The following is an 18,005-nucleotide window of genomic DNA, read 5'->3' on the forward strand; positions in this document are numbered from 1 at the left end:
TGTGGCCGGCGAACGTGCGTTTTTAGTCTCGGACAAGTGCCTTCGATTTCGATCTTTGCTTATTTAATCGGCATGACAGGCGGGAACTTTAGGGCAGGGGGGCAAATATTGGATTCGGACAGGTCGAACACGTTCAATCGCGTTTTGTCACTCAGAGCTGTCGGTGACAATAATAAAGGCCGGAGCCGCCGATCCTTCGGATGGCGGCACCGGCCGTGGAAAGCAGAGGCTATGAATCAGTAGTCTATTCTATTGGATTTTTTTTGTTCGTCGTTCCAGCGCTGATACTCTTTCCAGCGTTTCCATTCCAGGAATTCCTGATATTCCTGAGCGCCTTTCTGGGATTGTTTCCATTCCTGGAACGCTTCGTATTCCGCTTGCTCTTGCTTCCACTCCTGGAATTGACGGAACGCCTCTCCATCTTCCGTGGCGGGTGCTGGAGCGGAAGGGCTGCTCACCGCCTTTTCCTCTTTCGCAGGCGCCGACGCCTTTTTGTTTGAATCGTAAATGGTAAATTCGCCTTTTTCCCTGGAGAGCAGCCCCGGCCCTTCTGGGATTTCGTTGCCGGAGTGATACTTGAAAGGCTTGGAATTAGCGCAACCTAATATCATAAGGAATCCCGCCATCCAGACGAGGGACAATAAAATCACTCTCTTTTTCATGATCATACCCTGTGTGCAGTGAATGGTTGTGCCGGCCTCACGCTAAAGTGACGTGGCTGCTGTCCGCATGGCCCGACCGGCAGTGATACGGCGGTTCCCGGGGCAGATGTAAAAAGTCGTTTTGCCGGACCCAGCCGTTCTATCCAATTACAAATACCAAAAATCAGGCAAAGTGGGAACGTTTTTCTTTGGGAATTCCCCTTGTATCAGGTGTTGCGCAGTTGCCTGCAGGCGTCGAGAATCAACCCCTCGGTGGTTTCCCAGGATATACAGGCATCTGTGATGGAAACGCCATAGGCCATGGTATTGAGATCACCGGTGTTTTTCTGTTGCCCTTCATTGAGGTTGCTTTCCAGCATCATGCCGATGATGGCGTCATTTCCGGAAATTCGCTGGTGGAGGACATCGTTCCAGACCACCGCTTGTTCCTTGTACTGTTTGCGGGAGTTGGAGTGCGAGCAGTCTACCACGATGCCGTTGGTTAATTTCTTTTCGGACAACATGTCCATCACCTCTCGAATTGTGACCGAATCGTAATTGGGGCGCTTGCCCCCGCGCAGGACCAGGTGAGCGTATGGGTTTCCGGTGGTGGCGACGATGCTGGCCTGTCCGTTGTGATCGATTCCCAAAAAATGTTGGGGGGAACCTGCGGCGATCATGGCATTGAGGGCCACCTTGAGGTTGCCGTCGGTACCGTTTTTGAATCCTACCGGCATGGAGAGACCGCTGGCCATTTCGCGATGGGTTTGCGATTCCGTGGTGCGGGCACCAATGGCGGCCCAGCATACCAGGCCGGCGAGGTATTGGGGGATAAATGGATCGAGCAACTCCGTGGCGGTCGGCAGGCCCATATCGGTAATTTCGTTGAGCATACGCCGGGCTTTTTTAAGTCCCTTTACGATATCGTAGGTGCCGTCAAGGTTGGGATCATTGATCAGGCCCTTCCATCCAACGGTGGTGCGGGGTTTCTCGAAATAGACACGCATGACCAGAAAAATTGTATCGTTGACTTTTTCCTGAAGGGCTCGAAGCCGCTGGGCATACTCGATGGCAGCCGCCTCGTCATGGATCGAGCAAGGTCCCGTAATCACCATAAAACGCTTGTCTTTTCGAGAAATAATGTTCTGGATGATCTGTCGTCCCTCCAAAATCGCATCGGTGGAACGTTCACCAATGGGGATGTCGTCCTTGAATGCATCCGGTGAAACGAGGGGGGTGAAATCTTTGATACGGATATCGTAGGTTTTCATCTTCCATCTCCTTAAAACGTCGGTGTTCGTTCGTATATGTGTTTGCATCTTGTTTCGGCAAAAAAAAAAGCCGCAGGCGGGTTTGCCTGCGGCTTTGGGCTGAATTTGAATCGCGTCAGCGCACCCCAGGCATCCGGGCGTAATAATAAAAGTAATAATAGTTGAAAGAATAAGGGGTGATGGCAGGCGCTGGTAATAGACGTTTCATTTTGGTTGGCCGACTATAGGTTGATTTTTTGGAAAAATAGCGACATCTCAATCAGATGTCAATGAATAATCCTGCAATGCGGTTTGCCGCCGGATAATCAGTTTTGTGTCCCCAATTCAATGGTGGAGACGACTCGTCATTAACTGGAAGGATTTTCGGTGTTTAACATTACGATTCGGTAAGTTTCTAAATTTTTATTTACTTTGGATGATCGGCTGGATAATCTGTGGCCGTAAAAAATGGAATAGGGGTTTTCTATACATTCATTGCAAGGAGAGATTTCAATGACCTTAAATTACAAAAGATATGCAGCCGTGATCCTGGCTCTGGCGGGTCTGCTGACGATGCCGCTTTCGGCCGTCGCCGAGCAGAAAGAGAATGCGGGATCTCCTGCCCATGTGGCCATAGTGAATGGTGAAACCATATCCAATCAAGATTACCAAGCCGAATTGGTCCTTTATAAACAGCGGTTGCAAGCGCAGGGAATGCAGATCCCTGAGGATTTGCAGGATCAGGTGCGGACTGAGGTGCTCAATCAAATGATCGGTCGCGAATTGATCTTTCAGCAAACTCAAAAAAGTGGCATCGAGGTCGATTCTGTCCAGGTGGATAGCGAGCTGACGGCCATTAAAGAGCGTTTTGGCGATCCTGAAGCCTTTCAGGCGGCTCTGAATAAAATGAACATGACCGAGGGCAAGTTGAAAGCCCAGATCGTTGAACGTACGGCCATCAGGTCCTTTATTGAGAAAGAAATCGTTTCCAAGATTCAGGTTTCGGACGAAGAGGCCAATACTTTTTACAAAGATAATCCCAATTACTTCAAACGGCCCGAAGAGGTGCATGCCCAGCATATCTTGATCAAGTCGAACAAGGAAGACGACGAAAAGAAAAAAGAGGCGTCTCGTCAGGAGTTGATGAAGATAAAAAAACGCATTGATGCGGGTGAGGACTTCGGCGAACTTGCAAAGGCTCACTCCCAGTGTCCCAGTGCCCAGAACGGCGGCGACTTAGGCAGTTTTGGCCGAGGTAAAATGGTGCCTGCCTTCGAAGAGGTGGCTTTCGGCTTAAAGGCCGACGAAGTCAGTGATATCGTGGAGACACAGTTCGGCTATCATCTGATTAAAGTCCTAGAGCATCGCCAGGCGTCTACGGTGGATCTTGAAGAGGCCCGGCCGCGAATTGTCGCCAACCTTCGCAACCAGAAAATTCAGTCAGAAGTGAATACTTATGTGGAAAAGTTGCGGGGCGAGGCCAAAATCGAGACTTTTCTAAAGTAATCGAATTCGCGGATGCGTTAGAACGCCGACGTCGCGAGACTGCCGGTCATAAAAGGATCCTTTGTGGTCGAGAACAGGCCGGCAGATGGTTTGTGAGACCGGTACGGCCTGCTGGAGGTGTTCCATGACCACATCGATACTGATCAAAAAAACCTCTAATTTCGAAATCGATATTTTCAAGCGTCCCCAGGATGTGCGCCACCTGAAAATGACCCATGTGGCATTCAGCGGTTCACCGCGCAAACACTGGCACGATTCGTTTAAGGTCATTCTCGTGGCTGATCCTTTTAGCCACAACACATTTTACTATGAGTTTCAAATCGAGGATATCGACTACGTTCAGGAGATGCCCAATCTGGTCAGTGTCGATGGCGAGGTGATTCCCATCGTACGCGTGTGGGTGAAAAAGCGTAGCGTCGCCGTGCGCTGCACGCCTTTCATCGTGGACGATATCGGCATCTTGTGATCCGGATGAGGGGTGCTCCCAATTGCCTTCCGACATTGAAACGCAGGGCCTTGAAACAGCACAGAGGCCAAGCAAAACAAAGCAAAAAAAATCGGCCCACGATGCTCAGCGCGTGGGTGAGGCACTTTGCGCTCTGAACGATACAAAGCTGAACGCGATCCAGATGCCCGCGGAGTTGCGTGAAGCCGTGGTCGCCGCACGCCATATGCGTCAACATGGTGCGCGGCGGCGTCAGATGCAATATATCGGCGCTTTGATGCGTCGCGTCGATTTAGCGGCTCTGCAGAAAGAGATCGATTCGGCCAATTTCGAAGGGCATGAAGAAAGACGGCGTTTCAAGCAGGTCGAGATTTGGCGGGACGAGCTTGCAGCGGGGGATGAGAGCCGCATGGCATGGCTGGAAGAAGCGTTCCAAAACCTGGAAAAGGAACATCTTCGCAGCCTGATCGATGCCGTAACCCGTTCAAATGCCGAGGCTGAACGTCGCAAGGCGGGAAAAGCGCTGTTTCGGTACCTTCGACAGCTGGTCAGTTGATCATATCCACCAACTCTTCCACGATCCGATCCAGAAAGAGCATGCCCTCAACCGTCAGGCGGCATCGCTGATCGTCTATTTCAATCCAGCCTTCGGCGGAAAAACGGTCGAGCGCCGTATGGAAATAGAGCTTGAAATCACTGTGAAATCGATTTTGAAAACGGATGAAGTCGATGCCATCGGACTGCCGTAACCCCAGGAACAAGGATTCGATCATTTGCTGTTCTTCGGAAAGATGCTCCTGGTCGGATACCGGGAGCTGGCCTTGGGAAAGGGCTTTTAAATAGTCGTCCAGGAATCGATGGTTCCATCGACGTTCGGGCGGGTTGAAACTGTGGGCCGATGGCCCCAATCCGATATAGGGCACGAAGTTCCAATATTTTTGGTTATGCTTGGAACGCCAGCGGCTATTTTGGGCGTAATTGGATACTTCATAATGTTCGTACCCGGCGACCCCCAGAAAATCGTGCGTCATGCGAAACAGATCGGCGGTTCGCAATTCCGACAGCGGGACGACGCGGCCGCTCTGCATGTCCTGGTGCAATGGCGTATGAGGTTCATAGGACAACATGTAACAGGCCAGGTGTTTGGGAGCCAAACGAATGGCCTGCAACAGATCATTTTTCCAGGTGCTGGTCGATTGATCCGGCAAGCCAAAGATGAGATCCAGGCCGATATTGGTGAAACCTGCCTCCACACCCGCCCGCACGGCTGCCAAGGCCTGGTCCGCGCTGTGCCTACGGCCTAAAAACGCCAGGTTCTGGTCGTTGAAGGACTGAACGCCGATATTCAAACGGTTGAAACCGAAGGCGGCATAATCCTGCAGATCTCGTTTGGTAGCAGTGGCCGGATTGATTTCCAGCGTCATTTCCGCGGTAGGGTCGAGATTGAAACAGGCCGCCGCCCAATCGACAATAAGTCCCATCTGTTTGGGTGTCAGAAGCGACGGTGTCCCCCCTCCGATATACAGAGTGTCTGCCCGCGTACCCGTTGTTGCAGCCAATTTCATTTCGACTTTCAGAGCCTTGAGAAATTCAGGGATGCGGCTCGTATCGATGATCGAGTAGAAATCACAATAGGGGCACTTGCTCTGGCAAAAGGGGATATGCACATAGATGCCGCTGTCCGCCTTCGTATCGTTTTCCTGCTGACGCATGGGTTCTTTTTCCTGAAATGGGGAGATTGCCGCGAAACCGTCAGAATGCGCCTATCTGGCATTTGGATATCTTCACCTTCATGGCATTGCAGAACTTGGCGATTCGGGCTCTCGGAATGCCCCGCGCATCTGCGATCCGCCAAGCATCGGCGCACCCCAAGCGTCCATCGATGACCGCCGCTTCGATGTCGGCCCGAAATTCAGGCGGTACGGTATCTGACGATGCTGCATCCTCATGCGGTTGTCCGTGACCGAAGAGACCCAGCTGACATTGGGATATGCGAGCCTCCAGCAGATCGATACCAACCCCCACCTCCTGGGGTTCGACGCCAAGGGCCGCGGCGATGTCGTGGGCCGCGCGGCAGGTGATTTTGTTGTCCGTCATTTTGTCTCGGATCGCTTGTTCTATGGATGGTGACACGCGAGTTCCAGGGGGGTGTTTGGCGGCATAGTGGCCTGCATTCTGTTTGGACATTGGCGTTCTCCTGTGAGATCATATTGAGGATTCACTTCCCATTGGGTGCCCATCCGTAGCTGATCCATATGGCTCTTCGTGGGCGGACACCAGATAATTGGCCGTATGTCGTCAGGTTCCGTTCGACACTGCGCCAATCCCGAAACAACGAACATTAACATAGTGGTCATTGGGGTGCAAATCCGCTATGATAAAAATTAATTTTTCATGAAGATCCATCCAGGACCGCAGCCTGGCACGTGTCAGACATGAACGTCATCATTTAAAAAAATTATGGATATTACCGGCATCTTCAAGGCGATCCTCTCGCCCGATCAAGAACAGATTTCAGGGCCTTTTGAAGGTTTGCGTCCGGGCGAGAGTTTGACGGGCAAGGTGCTGCGGGTGGAAGCCGACGGCAGACTGCTGATCGATTTGGGCAGGTTCCGGGCCCTGGCTCAGGCCAACATTCCTGCCCAGCCCGGCCAACGGCTGAATCTGATTGTCGAGACGGTTGGTGATCCGATTCACTTGCGGTTGCAACAGCAAGCAGATGCGTCTGCGGCCCGGCCTGTGCCGGAAATGGCGCCGACGTTTATGTTCAAACCCGCCGAACTGCAACTCATCGCCAAAACCATTGCCAGGCTCGTCGGCCGGGTGCCCATGCCGGCCCAAACCCAGACCCTGGCTGACAGCGGAAAGCCGGTTGCCGTCGAGCCGCTTCCCGAAGGTTTCAACTCGAGGGGGAATCTCCCGGCTCTCGGCGTGGTAAAGGGCGCAGTGCAGGCGAACAGTGCGGTGCGGCCTATCGAACAGTCCCTGCTGCAGTTGGGCGTTTTCCTGGCAAAGCCAAGCATTGATGCGCCGGTTCAACAATGGGTGGAGGTGCTGCGCTCGCACGTCGAGGACAACGGTCACCTATTTGAAACGCGGTTGGCCCATGTCCTGGAATCCGCCCACCAGGGTGCCGAAAAGGGCGCTGAACCCGCATTGCAGGGCGTCCTGAGGCATGATTTGAAACCCCAATTGCTGACCCTCAAAAGCTTTCTATCGGCATCGGACGATCAGGTCGTCGCCGCATTGGCCCAACGCGCCGACGCCCAGGAAGTCGCCATGCTGCGCCAAGCCGTGGATCGGCTCCTGGGCCATGTCGAACAGCAGCAACAAAGGGGGATTCAGCGTTCGGGAGACGGCGATACCTTTCAGGTGTTCGCCCACCTGTTGCCGGTTAAAGAGGATGCCGAGCCGGTGCGAATCAAGATCTACTATCCTCGAAAGCGTGCCGGCGGCCAGGAGCGGGAGCCGCACCGGATCGCGCTGCTGCTGACCATGGATCGCCTGGGGTCGGTGCGCGCCGACATCGCCATGGTCGGGCGGCTGTTGAGTGTCCGTTTCTTTGTCGAGGATCGATCGGTTTGCGACATCTTCGATCACCATCTGCACCTGATAGACGAACTGTTGGCAGGATATTTCGATCAAGTCGATGTCGCCGCCTTTGTATCCAAAGAGAAGATCGACCAGTTCGAAGGCGAGGACTTGACCGGCGTGCCGGCCGGCAAGGTGGATGTGACGATTTAAGAGCTTGACATCCTGACAACCAGAAGGGGGTTGGATACCTTACGATGTCTGATCAGCAACCCAAGAAAGCGGCAGCCCTGCGCTATGATCAGATTCAGGATCGAGCGCCGAAGGTCGTGGCCAAGGGGCGTGGCAAAATGGCGGCGCGGATAGTGGCGGCGGCTCAAGAGCATGGTGTCCCGCTTGTCGAGGACCCCAATCTGGTGCAGATGCTCGAGACGCTCGATATCGACACCGAGATTCCGTCCGAGCTTTACCAGGCCGTCGCAGAGGTATTGGTTTTTGTCTATCGCCTGAATCGAAGCAGATGAAATCATTTGAATTGATGCAATCGCCCCTGGCGGGCGTCCAACTCATAGAGGCAGGTGCCGGTACCGGTAAAACCTACAACATTGCCGCTCTTTTTCTGCGTTTGATTGTGGAGAGGGGGTTGGGGATCCATGAAATCTTGGTGGTCACCTATACCAAGGCGGCCACCGAAGAGTTGAAGAGTCGTATAAGGCACAGATTGGTGAGTGCCAAAACATGCCTGATATATGGGAGTTTAGATAAATTAGTTGATGCGATAGTTGAGCGTTGCGGGGATCGGGATATCGCTCTCCAGCGTATCGTCGACGCGCTCACGGATTTCGATCGGGCCGCTATTTTCACCATTCATGGTTTCTGCCAGCGTCTGTTGAACCATTTTTGCCTTTGAGACCGGCTACCTGTTCGACGCTCGACTCGTTCAGGACGATCAACCCGTGGTGCTGGAAATGGCCGAGGATTTTTGGCGGCGTTACCTCTCTCCAGCCCCCGCTGAGTTGGTCGCTTTTGCCATCAACCATCTCAAGGGACCCGAGGAACTGGCCGCCTTGTTTCACCAATGCCGCGCCCCTCAAGCGGACGTCCTGCCGCCGGCCATAGAACCACCCCTGACGGCTATCGAGGATTGGCGAAACGCGGCCCGTCAGGTTGCTCAGGCGTGGCCTACCTCAAGGCAGGCGGTCCTGGGACTGCTTGCCTCAGAGGGGTTGAATGCCAAATACTACGGTAAATGTGCGCCCGACCCGAAGTCATCAGCCAAAACCACCCCGCGACAAGCACTGTTGGCCCTGCTGGCCAGTCAAATGGATGGCTGGGACGGACGCTATCCATGTGTCGACCTGCTGGAGCGTTTGGCACCTTCCTTTTTGGTCAAGGCCACCAAAAAAAAATTCATCACACCACAGCACTCTTTTTTTGAACTCTGCGAGCATGCCCTCGCCTGCCAGGTGGAGATGGAAACCCAGATGGCCTCCTATTTGCGTTATCTCAAGGCGCGACTGCTCAACGAGGCCAGAGAGCGATTGGACGAAAAAAAGCGTCGGCAGAACATGCTGTTTTTCGATGACCTGCTGATTCAGGTGCATCGTGCCCTTCAAAGCCAAAATGCGCCAGGACTCGTCCAGGCAATCCGCGGTCAATACCGAGCCGCCCTCGTGGACGAATTTCAAGATACCGACGCGCTTCAATATGAAATTTTCACCCGTCTTTTCTCCGATGAAAGTGCATTGCTTTTTATGATAGGCGACCCCAAGCAGGCCATTTACAGCTTTCGCGGGGCGGATCTGTTCTCCTATTTAAGGGCCAAGGCAGAGGCCCCACATCAATACACGCTGGCCCAGAACTGGCGCGCCACCCCCCAGTTGGTCCGGGCCATCAATGCCTTGTTCGTCGGCCATCCGGCACCGTTCGGATACCCGCAAATCGGCTATCCGCCGGCTGTGGCCGCGCGACCGGATACGCTACCCGGAATGACGCCTTTTCACCTTTGGTATGTAACCAGAGGGGAAACGCAGGAGCCGACACGACCCATTGCCCAGGAGGCGGCCACCGACCTGATCGTCGCCGCCGTGGCCGAGGAGATCGTGGCGCTTCTCAGCCGAAAAGAGGCCCAAATTTCTTTCGAACCCCAGCAAATTGCGGTGCTGACCCGCACTCACAGGCAGGCCCAGAAGGTCAAAAGCGCCCTTTCCGAGCGCCGGGTGCCGGCCGTACTGCACAGCGCGGGAAGCGTGTTCGAAACGCGTGAGGCCGACGCCTTGGGCTTCCTATTGGAAGCAGTGGCCGCCCCGTCGGATCCCTTTCGGGTGAGGGCCGCTCTGGCATGCGAGCTGATCGGTGCCCCTGCCAGGGAGCTTTGCGCCTCGGTCGAGGCGCCGACCCCCGAGTGGGAGGCGCGTTGGGCAAGGTTCGGTGACTATCATCATGTCTGGCAGCAAGAGGGATTCTACCCCATGTTCACCCGGATCATGACGGGCGAGGGGATCAAAGAACGCCTGCTTTGCCACCCGGATGGCGAGCGCCGCTTGACCAACTTGCTCCATCTGGCAGAACTGCTGCACCAGGCCTCGTCTCTCAATTCCCTGCGACCGGAAATGCTGCTCGCATGGTTCGAACGCCAACGCCGGGATGGGGGTCAGAGCGAAGATGTTCAAAAGCTTCGCCTGGAAAGCGATGCCAAGGCCGTACGCATCATTACCATTCATAAAAGCAAAGGCTTGCAATTCGATGTGGTTTTCTGTCCGTTCGTCTGGGCCGGTGCCCGGACCGACGACAAGAGTATCGCCTTCCACGATCCCGACGCCGGTCATCGGCTCACATACGCTATCGGGCCGGACATCGACCCGGGATATTCAGAACTGGCCTTGCAGGAGACGTTGGCAGAGAACATACGATTACTGTATGTGGCCGTCACCCGAGCCAAGAAGACATGCTACCTGGCATGGGGCTGCATCCGAGGCACCGAAATATCGGCGCCGGCCTATTTGTTTCATGGTCCATTCGATGGTGAACTGACGGGTAAAAGCATTGGCGCGCTGAAACTCAAAATGGCGGCGATGACCGATGCTCAGCTCATCTCGGAGTTGGCTCTCCTGGAAAAGCGGGCCGAGGGAACCATCTGCGTTCAACCTTTGCCGCAATCCACCGGGACTTTCCACAACGCCACTCACGATATTGCGGAGTTGATCGATCCGCGCCGGTTCCGAAGCCACTTGGATACCCGATGGCGGATTGCCAGCTTTTCGAACTTGACGGCCGGTGCCGCACTCCATGAGGTGGATGCTGCCGACCGGGATGCCGATCAGGTTACGGCACCCGCAGGCCAAGGCGAGGCGTCGAGAGTGCCTTCCATCTTCAGCTTTCCGAAGGGTGCCCAGGCCGGCCTGTTTTTTCACGATCTGCTGGAGCATTGGGACTTTACCAATATGGACGACGCAGAGCAGCGCGCACTGGCGGTCGCCAAGCTGACCCACCATGAATATGACATCGAGTGGCTCGATGCCGTTGTGGGCATGATGTCGCGATTGGGCCGGGTGCGCCTCGGTGCCCATGGGCAGGGGGCCCCCTTTTGCCTTTCGCAGGTGCCGTGGGGGCAACGGATCAACGAAATGGAGTTTCATTTTCCACTTAAGCAGATCGATGCTCAAACGCTGGGGCGGATTTTCGATGGCCACGGTCTGTCTCTGACGCCACACCAGTGGACTCGCCTCCATTTTTCGCCGATCCACGGCTTCATGAAGGGATATGTCGACATGATTTTTGCCCACGACGGCCGCTACTATCTCGTGGACTGGAAGTCCAATCACCTGGGCAACAGCCTCGATGAGTATCATCCGCAACACCTGTCCAACACCATGGCCGACGCATTTTACCATCTGCAATACCACCTGTACGTCGTCGCCCTCGACCAGTGGCTGCGCAGACGGGTCGGCGGCTATCGTTACGAGGCGCACTTCGGAGGTGTTTACTATATTTTTCTGCGGGGGATAGGGGAGCCCGATGCGGATACCGGCATTTATTACGACCTTCCCGGTGAAGGGTTGGTAGACACCCTGCGAGAGGCGCTATTGGAAGAGTGCCGATGAATCTATCTGATTTGTATGAATGCCAGACCATTTCCGCCCTGGACTGGACATTTGGGCGCACGGTGCAACGGTTGGGGCGTTGCGATGATCCCTGGGTCGGGCTGGCGGCGGCCCTGGTCAGCCGATCGGCCTCACGGGGAGACGTCTGCCTGGACCTGGCCCTTGCCCACGCCAAAGGCGAAGGAGGAATTCATTCTGAAGTGGAGCGGCTCGGAACGGCCCGGCCGTTTCCGTTTTCATTGGAGCAGTGGCGCGATCGGTTGATGACATGCGGCGCCGTGGGCGGCCCGGGCGATTTCCGCCCCTTGATTCTCGATGGGCAACGTCTCTATCTCCATCGTTACTGGTGCTTCGAACAGGTACTTGCCGGATCGCTCAAAGAAAGATGCGGTTTTCAGGCCACCGCCTTTCGTGCCGACCTGCTGGACCAGGCCCTGGACCGTTTATTTCCAGATCCCGCCACAATTCGCGATTCAGCCGGGAAAGAAGAGCCATGGGACGATCAACGCCAGGCTGCCCGGATGGCCGCTACGCGCATGTTCACGGTCATATCCGGTGGGCCGGGAACCGGGAAAACCTACACGGTCGCCAAAATCATCATGCTTCTGCAGATGCTCCATCCCGAGTGCCCCATGAAGATCCACCTGGCCGCACCCACCGGCAAGGCGGCGGCACGTCTCCAGGAAGCCATCGAAGCGGCCCTTAAGGCTTCAGGACCGGAGGTGCCTGCGTCCCCGTCGCTTCCTGCGGCCCAGACTCTGCACCGGCTATTGGGATACGTGCCGGCACAGTCGCGGTTTCGTTACGGGGCGGAACGGCAGCTGTCCACCGACGCGGTCATCGTGGATGAAGCTTCGATGATCGATCTCTCGATGATGCACCAACTGGTGCAGGCGGTACCCCGCGAAGCGCGGCTCATACTGGTGGGAGACAAAGACCAGCTCGCATCGGTCGAGGCAGGGGCGGTCCTGGGCGATATCTGCCATGGGATCTCCACGGTCGGTGAACCCAAGCCTCCGCCTGCCAATAAAAAGCCTGCCGGCCGCCCCAAACCGGAGCGCACCTGTGCGCTGGATCAACACATCCAAGTGCTGACGCGAAGCTACCGTTTCGATGCACGCAGTGGCTTGGGGCCTCTCAGCCGGGCGATAAACGAGGGAGATGCACAAGGGGTCGTCCAACTGCTCTCCGGGAAGGGATCGACGGCGCTTTGCATGGTGCCGCTTTCGGATTCACGCGCATTGGCGTCGGCCGTGGCGAAAGAGATCGCCGACAATCTGTCCGGCTATTTTGCCACCGAGGATCCGGAGGAGGCCTTTGTTCAGATGAACCGTTTCAGGATTTTGACCGTCTTGCGGCAAGGTTTATGGGGGGCGGAAGGACTCAACCAAATGGTCGAGGGCGTCCTGCGCCATCGCGGATGGATCGCCAAGGGTTTCGGACCCGGCTCGACCTGGTATCGGGGCCGGCCTGTCATGGTGACGCGCAACGATTATCATCAGGGGTTGTTCAACGGCGATATCGGCATCGTCTTTGGACCGCCGAACGGCGGTTACGATGACATGCGCGTGGTGTTTCCCGCAGCTTATGGCGGCTTTCGCAAACTGGCGCCCCACCAGTTGCCGGCGCATCAAACCGTCTATGCCATGACCATCCACAAGAGTCAGGGGTCTGAATTCGACCGCGTCATGGTGGTTCTTCCGGACCAGGATACCCCCTTGCTCACGCGCGAGTTGATCTATACCGCCGTGACCCGTGCGCGGCGCTCGGTCGTGATTCATGCCGAGCCCGAGCTCCTGCGCGCGGCCGTGTCGCGCCGGATTCAGCGCAGTTCCGGCCTGCGGGAGGCATTGTGGGGCGACGCTAATTGACGCAGCGGCCGATGGAAACGCCCTGTTTCATCTGGACGGCCAATAACTCATATTTAGCGCTGATCAGGTTGAAACCTCTTTTTGCCGTAAGCTCTTTCAGATACAAATCGGAAAGATACCAACGTCGAGTGTATCTGCCGACCTGCCTGAAGATGTCGCAGTTCCGGGCGACCATGAGATCGAACGCTTTCTTCCGCATGCCCAAGGTCTTGGGTGCCTTTTCAAAAAGGGTAAATCCGTAAACCTCTTTTTCGTATTCCGTCTTACGGTGAGACGGCGTCAGGATCTGTTGTTCGACCACAACGCCATCGGGCCGGGACAAGATATCGGCCGCCCGTTCGATCAGGAGCTTGAATAGACCGGCAAGTTGGTGCTGCCTTAATCTTCGCGGAAGTATTTGGAGGGGGACCCCTGGATTGAGATCCAGGAAACGGCGGCACTCCCTTTGGATTGTTGCGGCCCGCCAGCCGGCGATTCTCTTGACCTTACCCTGTTCATAGGGCGCGGCCGTCCTTCCCAGATATCTCTTTGGTCCTTTCCCGGCCACACTTTTCAGGAAATGCAATTCTTCCGCAACCTCCGCGTAAAGCGTATACCCGGCCTTGGGGCCGTACACGCGTTCCCGCAACCGTTGGATTTTTATCTCCCGTCCCGAGTTGAGTGCTTTTTCGGCGGCTCTTCTCATCGCCTCGACTCTTTGGAAAACATGGCGAGGGACGCTCTTCAATCGACCCGATTCGTATCGATTGAATTGCTGATGCAGGATCGCGCTGGGATGGATGCCGATCTGCTCCTGGAGGAACAACAGGTGTGGCCGGATCCGCCGATACGGTACACGCTCACGCTTGGGAATCTGCTTGAACGTTTCAATCCAATGAAGCATGGTTTTGCGATCGATGCCGTTATCCAGAAATTTTTGTTCCATCCGATGTTCCACTTCAGGGGGAACGGTCTTTATGTATCCGGTGAATACCCGGTAATCCGGTCTTTCAACATCTCTGCCGGCAAACAGATCTCGGTACAGATCCAGCTTGGTCGTGTCATCGTTCAGATACAGCCACAGCTCTACCATGTCCCTGAAATAGTCACTGGTAACCCGCAGGATCTGCGCCTCGGGTGGGGCTTCACCGAAAAGCAGACGGTAGTGCCGCTCGGTGATGGACGACACCCTGCCGTTGATGATGTTGTATGCGAGAAGATAGGGAAGTCCGAATCGCTTGGCGACAGCAGGGGCCGGTTGGCTGAAAACCGATGATGCAAATCGGCGACGAAGGTCTTCGGTCAATGCCACGCGCTGTTGGCGGTAGTGTCGCTTTTTGCTTGGATCCATGGTCGATCTCGAACGAAGCCCGACATGGTGATCGGGCTTCGTCACAACTATTTTGATTTTTTCTGCCCTGTGACTATGATGCCGAGGTCGCGCACGAACGGGATCTTTCCCCGCTGACGCGGGCCGCTTCGACATAGCACTTCTGGAACTCATCATAACTGGTGGAACAGTAATCGCATGCACGCAGTTCCTGCACCAATCGGTGACGCTCTTCCGTGCAGCAGTGACGGGCTTTTTTAGTAGCGGTTTTTGACATGGCACACCTCCTCTGGTTCACTTTGCAGTTATACCGGAAACGGTTTCGCCCAGACGGTTACATGCAACAGCAGCAATCGTCCTGCGGTTCAACAGCCGGCTCTTCGCGATCGTCCTTCTCGTCGACAACATAGCAGCAGCATAGATTGGTTCTTCCCCGGCTGTCGGTCACCCCCATGCTGCATGCCTCGTCCTGTTTTAGCTGCTCGTTCATCGATATCTCCTTTCTATGTTACGGAGCGGTGTTGCCCGCGGTTTGTCGGATATGGCGGATATGGTTGATCAGGCCGCCGGCTAAAAGTACTTCAAGTTGTCGTTGGCTCAACGCGAAACCGACCCTGAAGGCCCAGTTTCGCGTCAGGTTTTCGATGTCAAATGGCTCTCCCGCCTTCAAGCGGGCCACCAGTCCTGTCATACGCAGTTGATCGCCCTGTTCGACCCTCCGCCAATCGTCCCCATTTTCGAAAGTCAGGGGCACGATGCCGAAATTGATGAGATTCTGGGCATGAATGCGGGCAAAACTTTTGGCGATAACGGCACGCAAACCCAGATAGCGGGGCGCAAGGGCGGCATGTTCGCGGCTCGATCCCTGGCCGTAGTTGTCACCACCGATCACAAACGAACCGGTTTTCTGATACCGTATCGTCCGATCATAGTAATCGAGGTCGATCCGGCTGAAGGCAAAACGGCTGATTTCGGGGATATTGCTGCGAAATGGCAGCACCGATGCACCGGCCGGCATGATTTCGTCCGTGGAGATATTGTCCCCCATTTTGAGCAGGACAGGGCCTTCGATCCGATCGGGCAGCGCATCGAACTCAGGCAATGGTTTGATGTTGGGACCTTTTTCCAATTCCACACCCTCGCTGTTCTCCAATGGGCCGAGCAACAAGGTGGTGTTTACCGAAAGCCGCTCGGGTTCCTTGAACCGGGGGTAGGGCATGCTCAGCGTTCGGGGGTCTGTGATGACGCCGTTGAGCGCCGAAGCCGTAGCCGTTTCCGGACTGCACAGGTAGACCTGGTCTTCTATGGTGCCGGACCGGCCGGGAAAATTGCGCGGCACGGTACGAAGGCTGATCTTTCCGGTGGCCGGCGCCTGGCCCATGCCGATGCAACCATTGCAGCCGGCCTGGTGAAAGCGCGCGCCGCAATTGATCAGGTGGGCCATCAAGCCCAGTTCGATCATATTTTCGATGAGTTGGCGAGAGGTCGGATTCACGTCAAAGGAGATGTGATCCGGAATCCGGCGGCCGGCCACCATGAGGGCCGGCACGGCAAAATCGCGCAATCCCGGATTGGCCGAGGAACCGATGTACGCTTGATAGATCGGTCGGCCGATGACCTCACGAACAGGGACGACATTGCCCGGACTGCTGGGCAACGCGATCAGCGGCTCCAATGTTCCCAAATCGATGTGATCGGTCTGGTCATAGCCGGCGTCGGCATCGGCCTTGACTTCGCGCCACACCTCACCGCGTTGCTGGGTGTCGAGAAACCTGCGCACGGCGTCGTCCGAAGGAAACACCGTGGTGGTGGCGCCCAACTCGGTTCCCATGTTGGCAATGACATGACGATCCATCGCCGACAGATCGTCCAATCCCGGTCCAAAGTATTCGATGATCTTGCCTCGTCCTCCGTCCACGCCATACCGGCGCAGCATCTCCAGAATGACATCCTTGGCACTGACCCAATCAGGCAGCCGGCCTGTCAATCTGATTCCCAGCACCTCGGGCATACGTACATACATGGGTTCGCCGGCCATGACCGTCGCCACTTCAAGCCCCCCGGCGCCGAATGCCAGCATGCCCAGGGCGCCTGCCGCCGGCGTATGACTGTCTGATCCGATGAGGGTCTTGCCGGGAATACCGAAGCGCTGCATATGGACCGGATGGCTCACCCCATTGCCCGGGCGGCTGTACCATATCCCGAATTTCTGGCATGCACTGCGAAGAAACAGATGGTCGTCCGCGTTGCGGTAATCGGTCTGCAGCAGGTTGTGATCCACATATTGGGCCGACAACTCGGTTTTGACGCGCCCCACCTGCATGGCCTCGAATTCAAGCATGACCATGGTTCCCGTGGCATCCTGGGTGAGGGTCTGGTCGATGCGCAGACCGATCTCTTCTCCGGGACGCATTCGGCCGTTTACCAGATGCGATACGATCAATTTTTGGGTGACATTCATAGCCATGGGGAACTCCTCATTGATGTGAAGACCGTCAAGCGCAAAGCCCTGCCCAACGCAGCTCGTTTTTCAATGTGTTTTATATCGAAGGTGGTGAAGATGGACGTCCTTGTTTGGGAATATCTTCGGGGAGAAAATGGCACGCAGGCAGACACGGGGGGCTGGGCAGTTTTTTAATGGTGATCAGCTCATCACAGGCTCCGTCTTGTCCTGCCTGGCGCAAGACAATCAATCTGTTTTTCACAGCCCGCTTTTCTATATACCTCTTTTAAATATTCATCCAGCATCTTCATTATTTCAAAATTCGGCATCCTTGCTGCACATGTCAAGGGTTGGTGGTGTCAGGGGCTCAAGCTTCATGACGTCTGGTTCTGCTGTAATCACTCTTCGTCCAGAACGAGTTGCCAATTTCCGGATAGGCACTAGATTAATCAAATTGGATTGAGTTGATCAACATGTTCTGTTTCAAAAACAGTGTAAAGAATTGATGGATTGAAATTGAAGAAAGGAGGCGCACATGCGAATCGGTGATCGAGGTCCCATGAAGACCATTATTGATCGTGAAAAGCTGATGCGACTGAAAACCTGTTCGGCCTGCAACCGTCCGTTTAATCTTGGCGATCCGGTGGTGTTGGCCTGCGGCGCCTGGGAAGGCACGGCACGCTTGATTCATGAACATGAGGCCGTTTTCGATGCGTCAACCGGCGGTTACGTCGAAAGAAAGTGCTACGCCGCCCGATCAGGCCAAATATAAGTTGGTGCCCATCCACAAATGACCAATTGGCCCGATATAGGCGTTGCGCGAAAAATTTAATCCTCGGAATATCGACTATATGCCTGCGGTTAAATTTTTCGCGCGCCTTGATCTCGACCCAATCTGCCTATTTG

General features: G+C 55.3%; 17 protein-coding genes. 9 read left to right on the forward strand and 8 right to left on the reverse strand.

What is annotated here, in order from left to right; all coding sequences use genetic code 11:
* Nucleotides 1–236 precede the first annotated feature (236 nt).
* Nucleotides 237–662: a hypothetical protein gene (locus DFT_RS10485; RefSeq protein WP_054031147.1), complete on the reverse strand. Its 426-nt coding sequence runs from the start codon at nt 660–662 to the stop codon at nt 237–239.
* A gap of 206 nt (nt 663–868) precedes the next feature.
* Nucleotides 869–1,912, reverse strand: coding sequence for a 3-deoxy-7-phosphoheptulonate synthase (locus tag DFT_RS10490; protein WP_054031148.1), 1,044 nt, complete (start codon nt 1,910–1,912; stop codon nt 869–871).
* Nucleotides 1,913–2,404: 492 nt separating this feature from the next.
* Between DFT_RS10490 and DFT_RS27285 the strand changes: the two genes are divergently transcribed.
* The 3 genes from DFT_RS27285 to yjgA all read left to right on the forward strand — a co-directional run bounded on the left by DFT_RS27285 (nt 2,405) and on the right by yjgA (nt 4,398).
* On the forward strand, nt 2,405–3,397 hold the full coding sequence (locus DFT_RS27285) for a peptidylprolyl isomerase (RefSeq protein WP_054031149.1): 993 nt from the start codon (nt 2,405–2,407) through the stop codon (nt 3,395–3,397).
* Between the two features lie 124 nt (nt 3,398–3,521).
* Nucleotides 3,522–3,863, forward strand: coding sequence for a hypothetical protein (locus DFT_RS10500; protein ID WP_054031150.1), 342 nt, complete (start codon nt 3,522–3,524; stop codon nt 3,861–3,863).
* Nucleotides 3,864–3,885: 22 nt separating this feature from the next.
* Nucleotides 3,886–4,398, forward strand: coding sequence for a ribosome biogenesis factor YjgA (gene yjgA / locus DFT_RS10505; protein WP_054031151.1), 513 nt, complete (start codon nt 3,886–3,888; stop codon nt 4,396–4,398).
* Here the strand turns inward: yjgA and hemW are convergent.
* Together hemW and DFT_RS10515 are read right to left on the reverse strand one after the other, a co-directional pair.
* Nucleotides 4,391–5,554 (reverse strand): radical SAM family heme chaperone HemW, encoded by a 1,164-nt coding sequence (gene hemW / locus DFT_RS10510; protein WP_054031152.1) that lies wholly within the window; start codon nt 5,552–5,554, stop codon nt 4,391–4,393. The two genes, yjgA and hemW, sit on opposite strands and share 8 nt — an antisense overlap.
* 40 nt (nt 5,555–5,594) lie before the next feature.
* Complete coding sequence (locus DFT_RS10515; RefSeq protein ID WP_054031153.1) at nt 5,595–6,029, reverse strand: hypothetical protein; 435 nt, start codon at nt 6,027–6,029, stop codon at nt 5,595–5,597.
* Between the two features lie 273 nt (nt 6,030–6,302).
* Between DFT_RS10515 and DFT_RS10520 the strand changes: the two genes are divergently transcribed.
* Genes DFT_RS10520 through recD form a run of 5 tightly spaced genes read left to right on the forward strand, consistent with a single transcriptional unit; the run spans nt 6,303 to nt 13,347 of the window.
* The gene (locus DFT_RS10520) at nt 6,303–7,586 is read left to right on the forward strand and encodes a flagellar hook-length control protein FliK (protein WP_054031154.1); all 1,284 of its coding nucleotides are present in this window, start codon (nt 6,303–6,305) and stop codon (nt 7,584–7,586) included.
* 44 nt (nt 7,587–7,630) lie between these two features.
* On the forward strand, nt 7,631–7,897 hold the full coding sequence (locus tag DFT_RS10525) for an EscU/YscU/HrcU family type III secretion system export apparatus switch protein (RefSeq protein ID WP_054031155.1): 267 nt from the start codon (nt 7,631–7,633) through the stop codon (nt 7,895–7,897).
* Nucleotides 7,894–8,283, forward strand: coding sequence for a UvrD-helicase domain-containing protein (locus DFT_RS10530; RefSeq protein WP_054031156.1), 390 nt, complete (start codon nt 7,894–7,896; stop codon nt 8,281–8,283). Before DFT_RS10525 ends, DFT_RS10530 begins: the two co-directional genes overlap by 4 nt.
* Before the next feature lie 46 nt (nt 8,284–8,329).
* On the forward strand, nt 8,330–11,476 hold the full coding sequence (gene recB / locus DFT_RS10535) for an exodeoxyribonuclease V subunit beta (RefSeq protein WP_054031157.1): 3,147 nt from the start codon (nt 8,330–8,332) through the stop codon (nt 11,474–11,476).
* Nucleotides 11,473–13,347 (forward strand): exodeoxyribonuclease V subunit alpha, encoded by a 1,875-nt coding sequence (gene recD / locus DFT_RS10540; protein WP_054031158.1) that lies wholly within the window; start codon nt 11,473–11,475, stop codon nt 13,345–13,347. Before recB ends, recD begins: the two co-directional genes overlap by 4 nt.
* On the opposite strand, the gene DFT_RS10545 is transcribed toward recD, so the two are convergent.
* From DFT_RS10545 to DFT_RS10550, 4 genes are all read right to left on the reverse strand, one after another.
* A complete protein-coding gene (locus tag DFT_RS10545) occupies nt 13,340–14,677 on the reverse strand; it encodes a hypothetical protein (RefSeq protein ID WP_054031159.1) in 1,338 nt (445 codons plus the stop codon). The two genes, recD and DFT_RS10545, sit on opposite strands and share 8 nt — an antisense overlap.
* 73 nt (nt 14,678–14,750) lie before the next feature.
* A complete protein-coding gene (locus tag DFT_RS25805) occupies nt 14,751–14,933 on the reverse strand; it encodes a hypothetical protein (protein WP_152971938.1) in 183 nt (60 codons plus the stop codon).
* A 57-nt stretch (nt 14,934–14,990) separates the two neighbouring features.
* The gene (locus DFT_RS26220) at nt 14,991–15,146 is read right to left on the reverse strand and encodes a hypothetical protein (RefSeq protein ID WP_161807124.1); all 156 of its coding nucleotides are present in this window, start codon (nt 15,144–15,146) and stop codon (nt 14,991–14,993) included.
* An 18-nt stretch (nt 15,147–15,164) separates the two neighbouring features.
* Nucleotides 15,165–17,123 carry an aconitate hydratase gene (locus tag DFT_RS10550; RefSeq protein WP_054031160.1) on the reverse strand — a complete coding sequence of 653 codons (1,959 nt, stop codon included), beginning with the start codon at nt 17,121–17,123 and terminating at the stop codon, nt 15,165–15,167.
* A 511-nt stretch (nt 17,124–17,634) separates the two neighbouring features.
* Here DFT_RS10550 and DFT_RS10555 point away from each other — a divergent pair.
* Nucleotides 17,635–17,871: a hypothetical protein gene (locus DFT_RS10555; protein ID WP_054031161.1), complete on the forward strand. Its 237-nt coding sequence runs from the start codon at nt 17,635–17,637 to the stop codon at nt 17,869–17,871.
* The last annotated feature ends 134 nt before the right edge of the window (nt 17,872–18,005 follow it).

The sequence above is a fragment of the Desulfatitalea tepidiphila genome (assembly GCF_001293685.1).
GTDB lineage: Bacteria > Desulfobacterota > Desulfobacteria > Desulfobacterales > Desulfosarcinaceae > Desulfatitalea > Desulfatitalea tepidiphila.

What these genes read in the sequence shown, in the direction of transcription:
- DFT_RS10485 (WP_054031147.1), bottom strand. Translation starts at nt 662, where the DNA reads ATGAAAAAGAGAGTGATTTTATTGTCCCTCGTCTGGATGGCGGGATTC.
- DFT_RS10490 (WP_054031148.1), bottom strand. Translation starts at nt 1,912, where the DNA reads ATGAAAACCTACGATATCCGTATCAAAGATTTCACCCCCCTCGTTTCA.
- DFT_RS27285 (WP_054031149.1), top strand. Translation starts at nt 2,405, where the DNA reads ATGACCTTAAATTACAAAAGATATGCAGCCGTGATCCTGGCTCTGGCG.
- DFT_RS10500 (WP_054031150.1), top strand. Translation starts at nt 3,522, where the DNA reads ATGACCACATCGATACTGATCAAAAAAACCTCTAATTTCGAAATCGAT.
- hemW (WP_054031152.1), bottom strand. Translation starts at nt 5,554, where the DNA reads ATGCGTCAGCAGGAAAACGATACGAAGGCGGACAGCGGCATCTATGTG.
- DFT_RS10515 (WP_054031153.1), bottom strand. Translation starts at nt 6,029, where the DNA reads ATGTCCAAACAGAATGCAGGCCACTATGCCGCCAAACACCCCCCTGGA.
- DFT_RS10520 (WP_054031154.1), top strand. Translation starts at nt 6,303, where the DNA reads ATGGATATTACCGGCATCTTCAAGGCGATCCTCTCGCCCGATCAAGAA.
- DFT_RS10525 (WP_054031155.1), top strand. Translation starts at nt 7,631, where the DNA reads ATGTCTGATCAGCAACCCAAGAAAGCGGCAGCCCTGCGCTATGATCAG.
- DFT_RS10530 (WP_054031156.1), top strand. Translation starts at nt 7,894, where the DNA reads ATGAAATCATTTGAATTGATGCAATCGCCCCTGGCGGGCGTCCAACTC.
- recD (WP_054031158.1), top strand. Translation starts at nt 11,473, where the DNA reads ATGAATCTATCTGATTTGTATGAATGCCAGACCATTTCCGCCCTGGAC.
- DFT_RS10545 (WP_054031159.1), bottom strand. Translation starts at nt 14,677, where the DNA reads ATGGATCCAAGCAAAAAGCGACACTACCGCCAACAGCGCGTGGCATTG.
- DFT_RS25805 (WP_152971938.1), bottom strand. Translation starts at nt 14,933, where the DNA reads ATGTCAAAAACCGCTACTAAAAAAGCCCGTCACTGCTGCACGGAAGAG.
- DFT_RS26220 (WP_161807124.1), bottom strand. Translation starts at nt 15,146, where the DNA reads ATGAACGAGCAGCTAAAACAGGACGAGGCATGCAGCATGGGGGTGACC.
- DFT_RS10550 (WP_054031160.1), bottom strand. Translation starts at nt 17,123, where the DNA reads ATGGCTATGAATGTCACCCAAAAATTGATCGTATCGCATCTGGTAAAC.
- DFT_RS10555 (WP_054031161.1), top strand. Translation starts at nt 17,635, where the DNA reads ATGCGAATCGGTGATCGAGGTCCCATGAAGACCATTATTGATCGTGAA.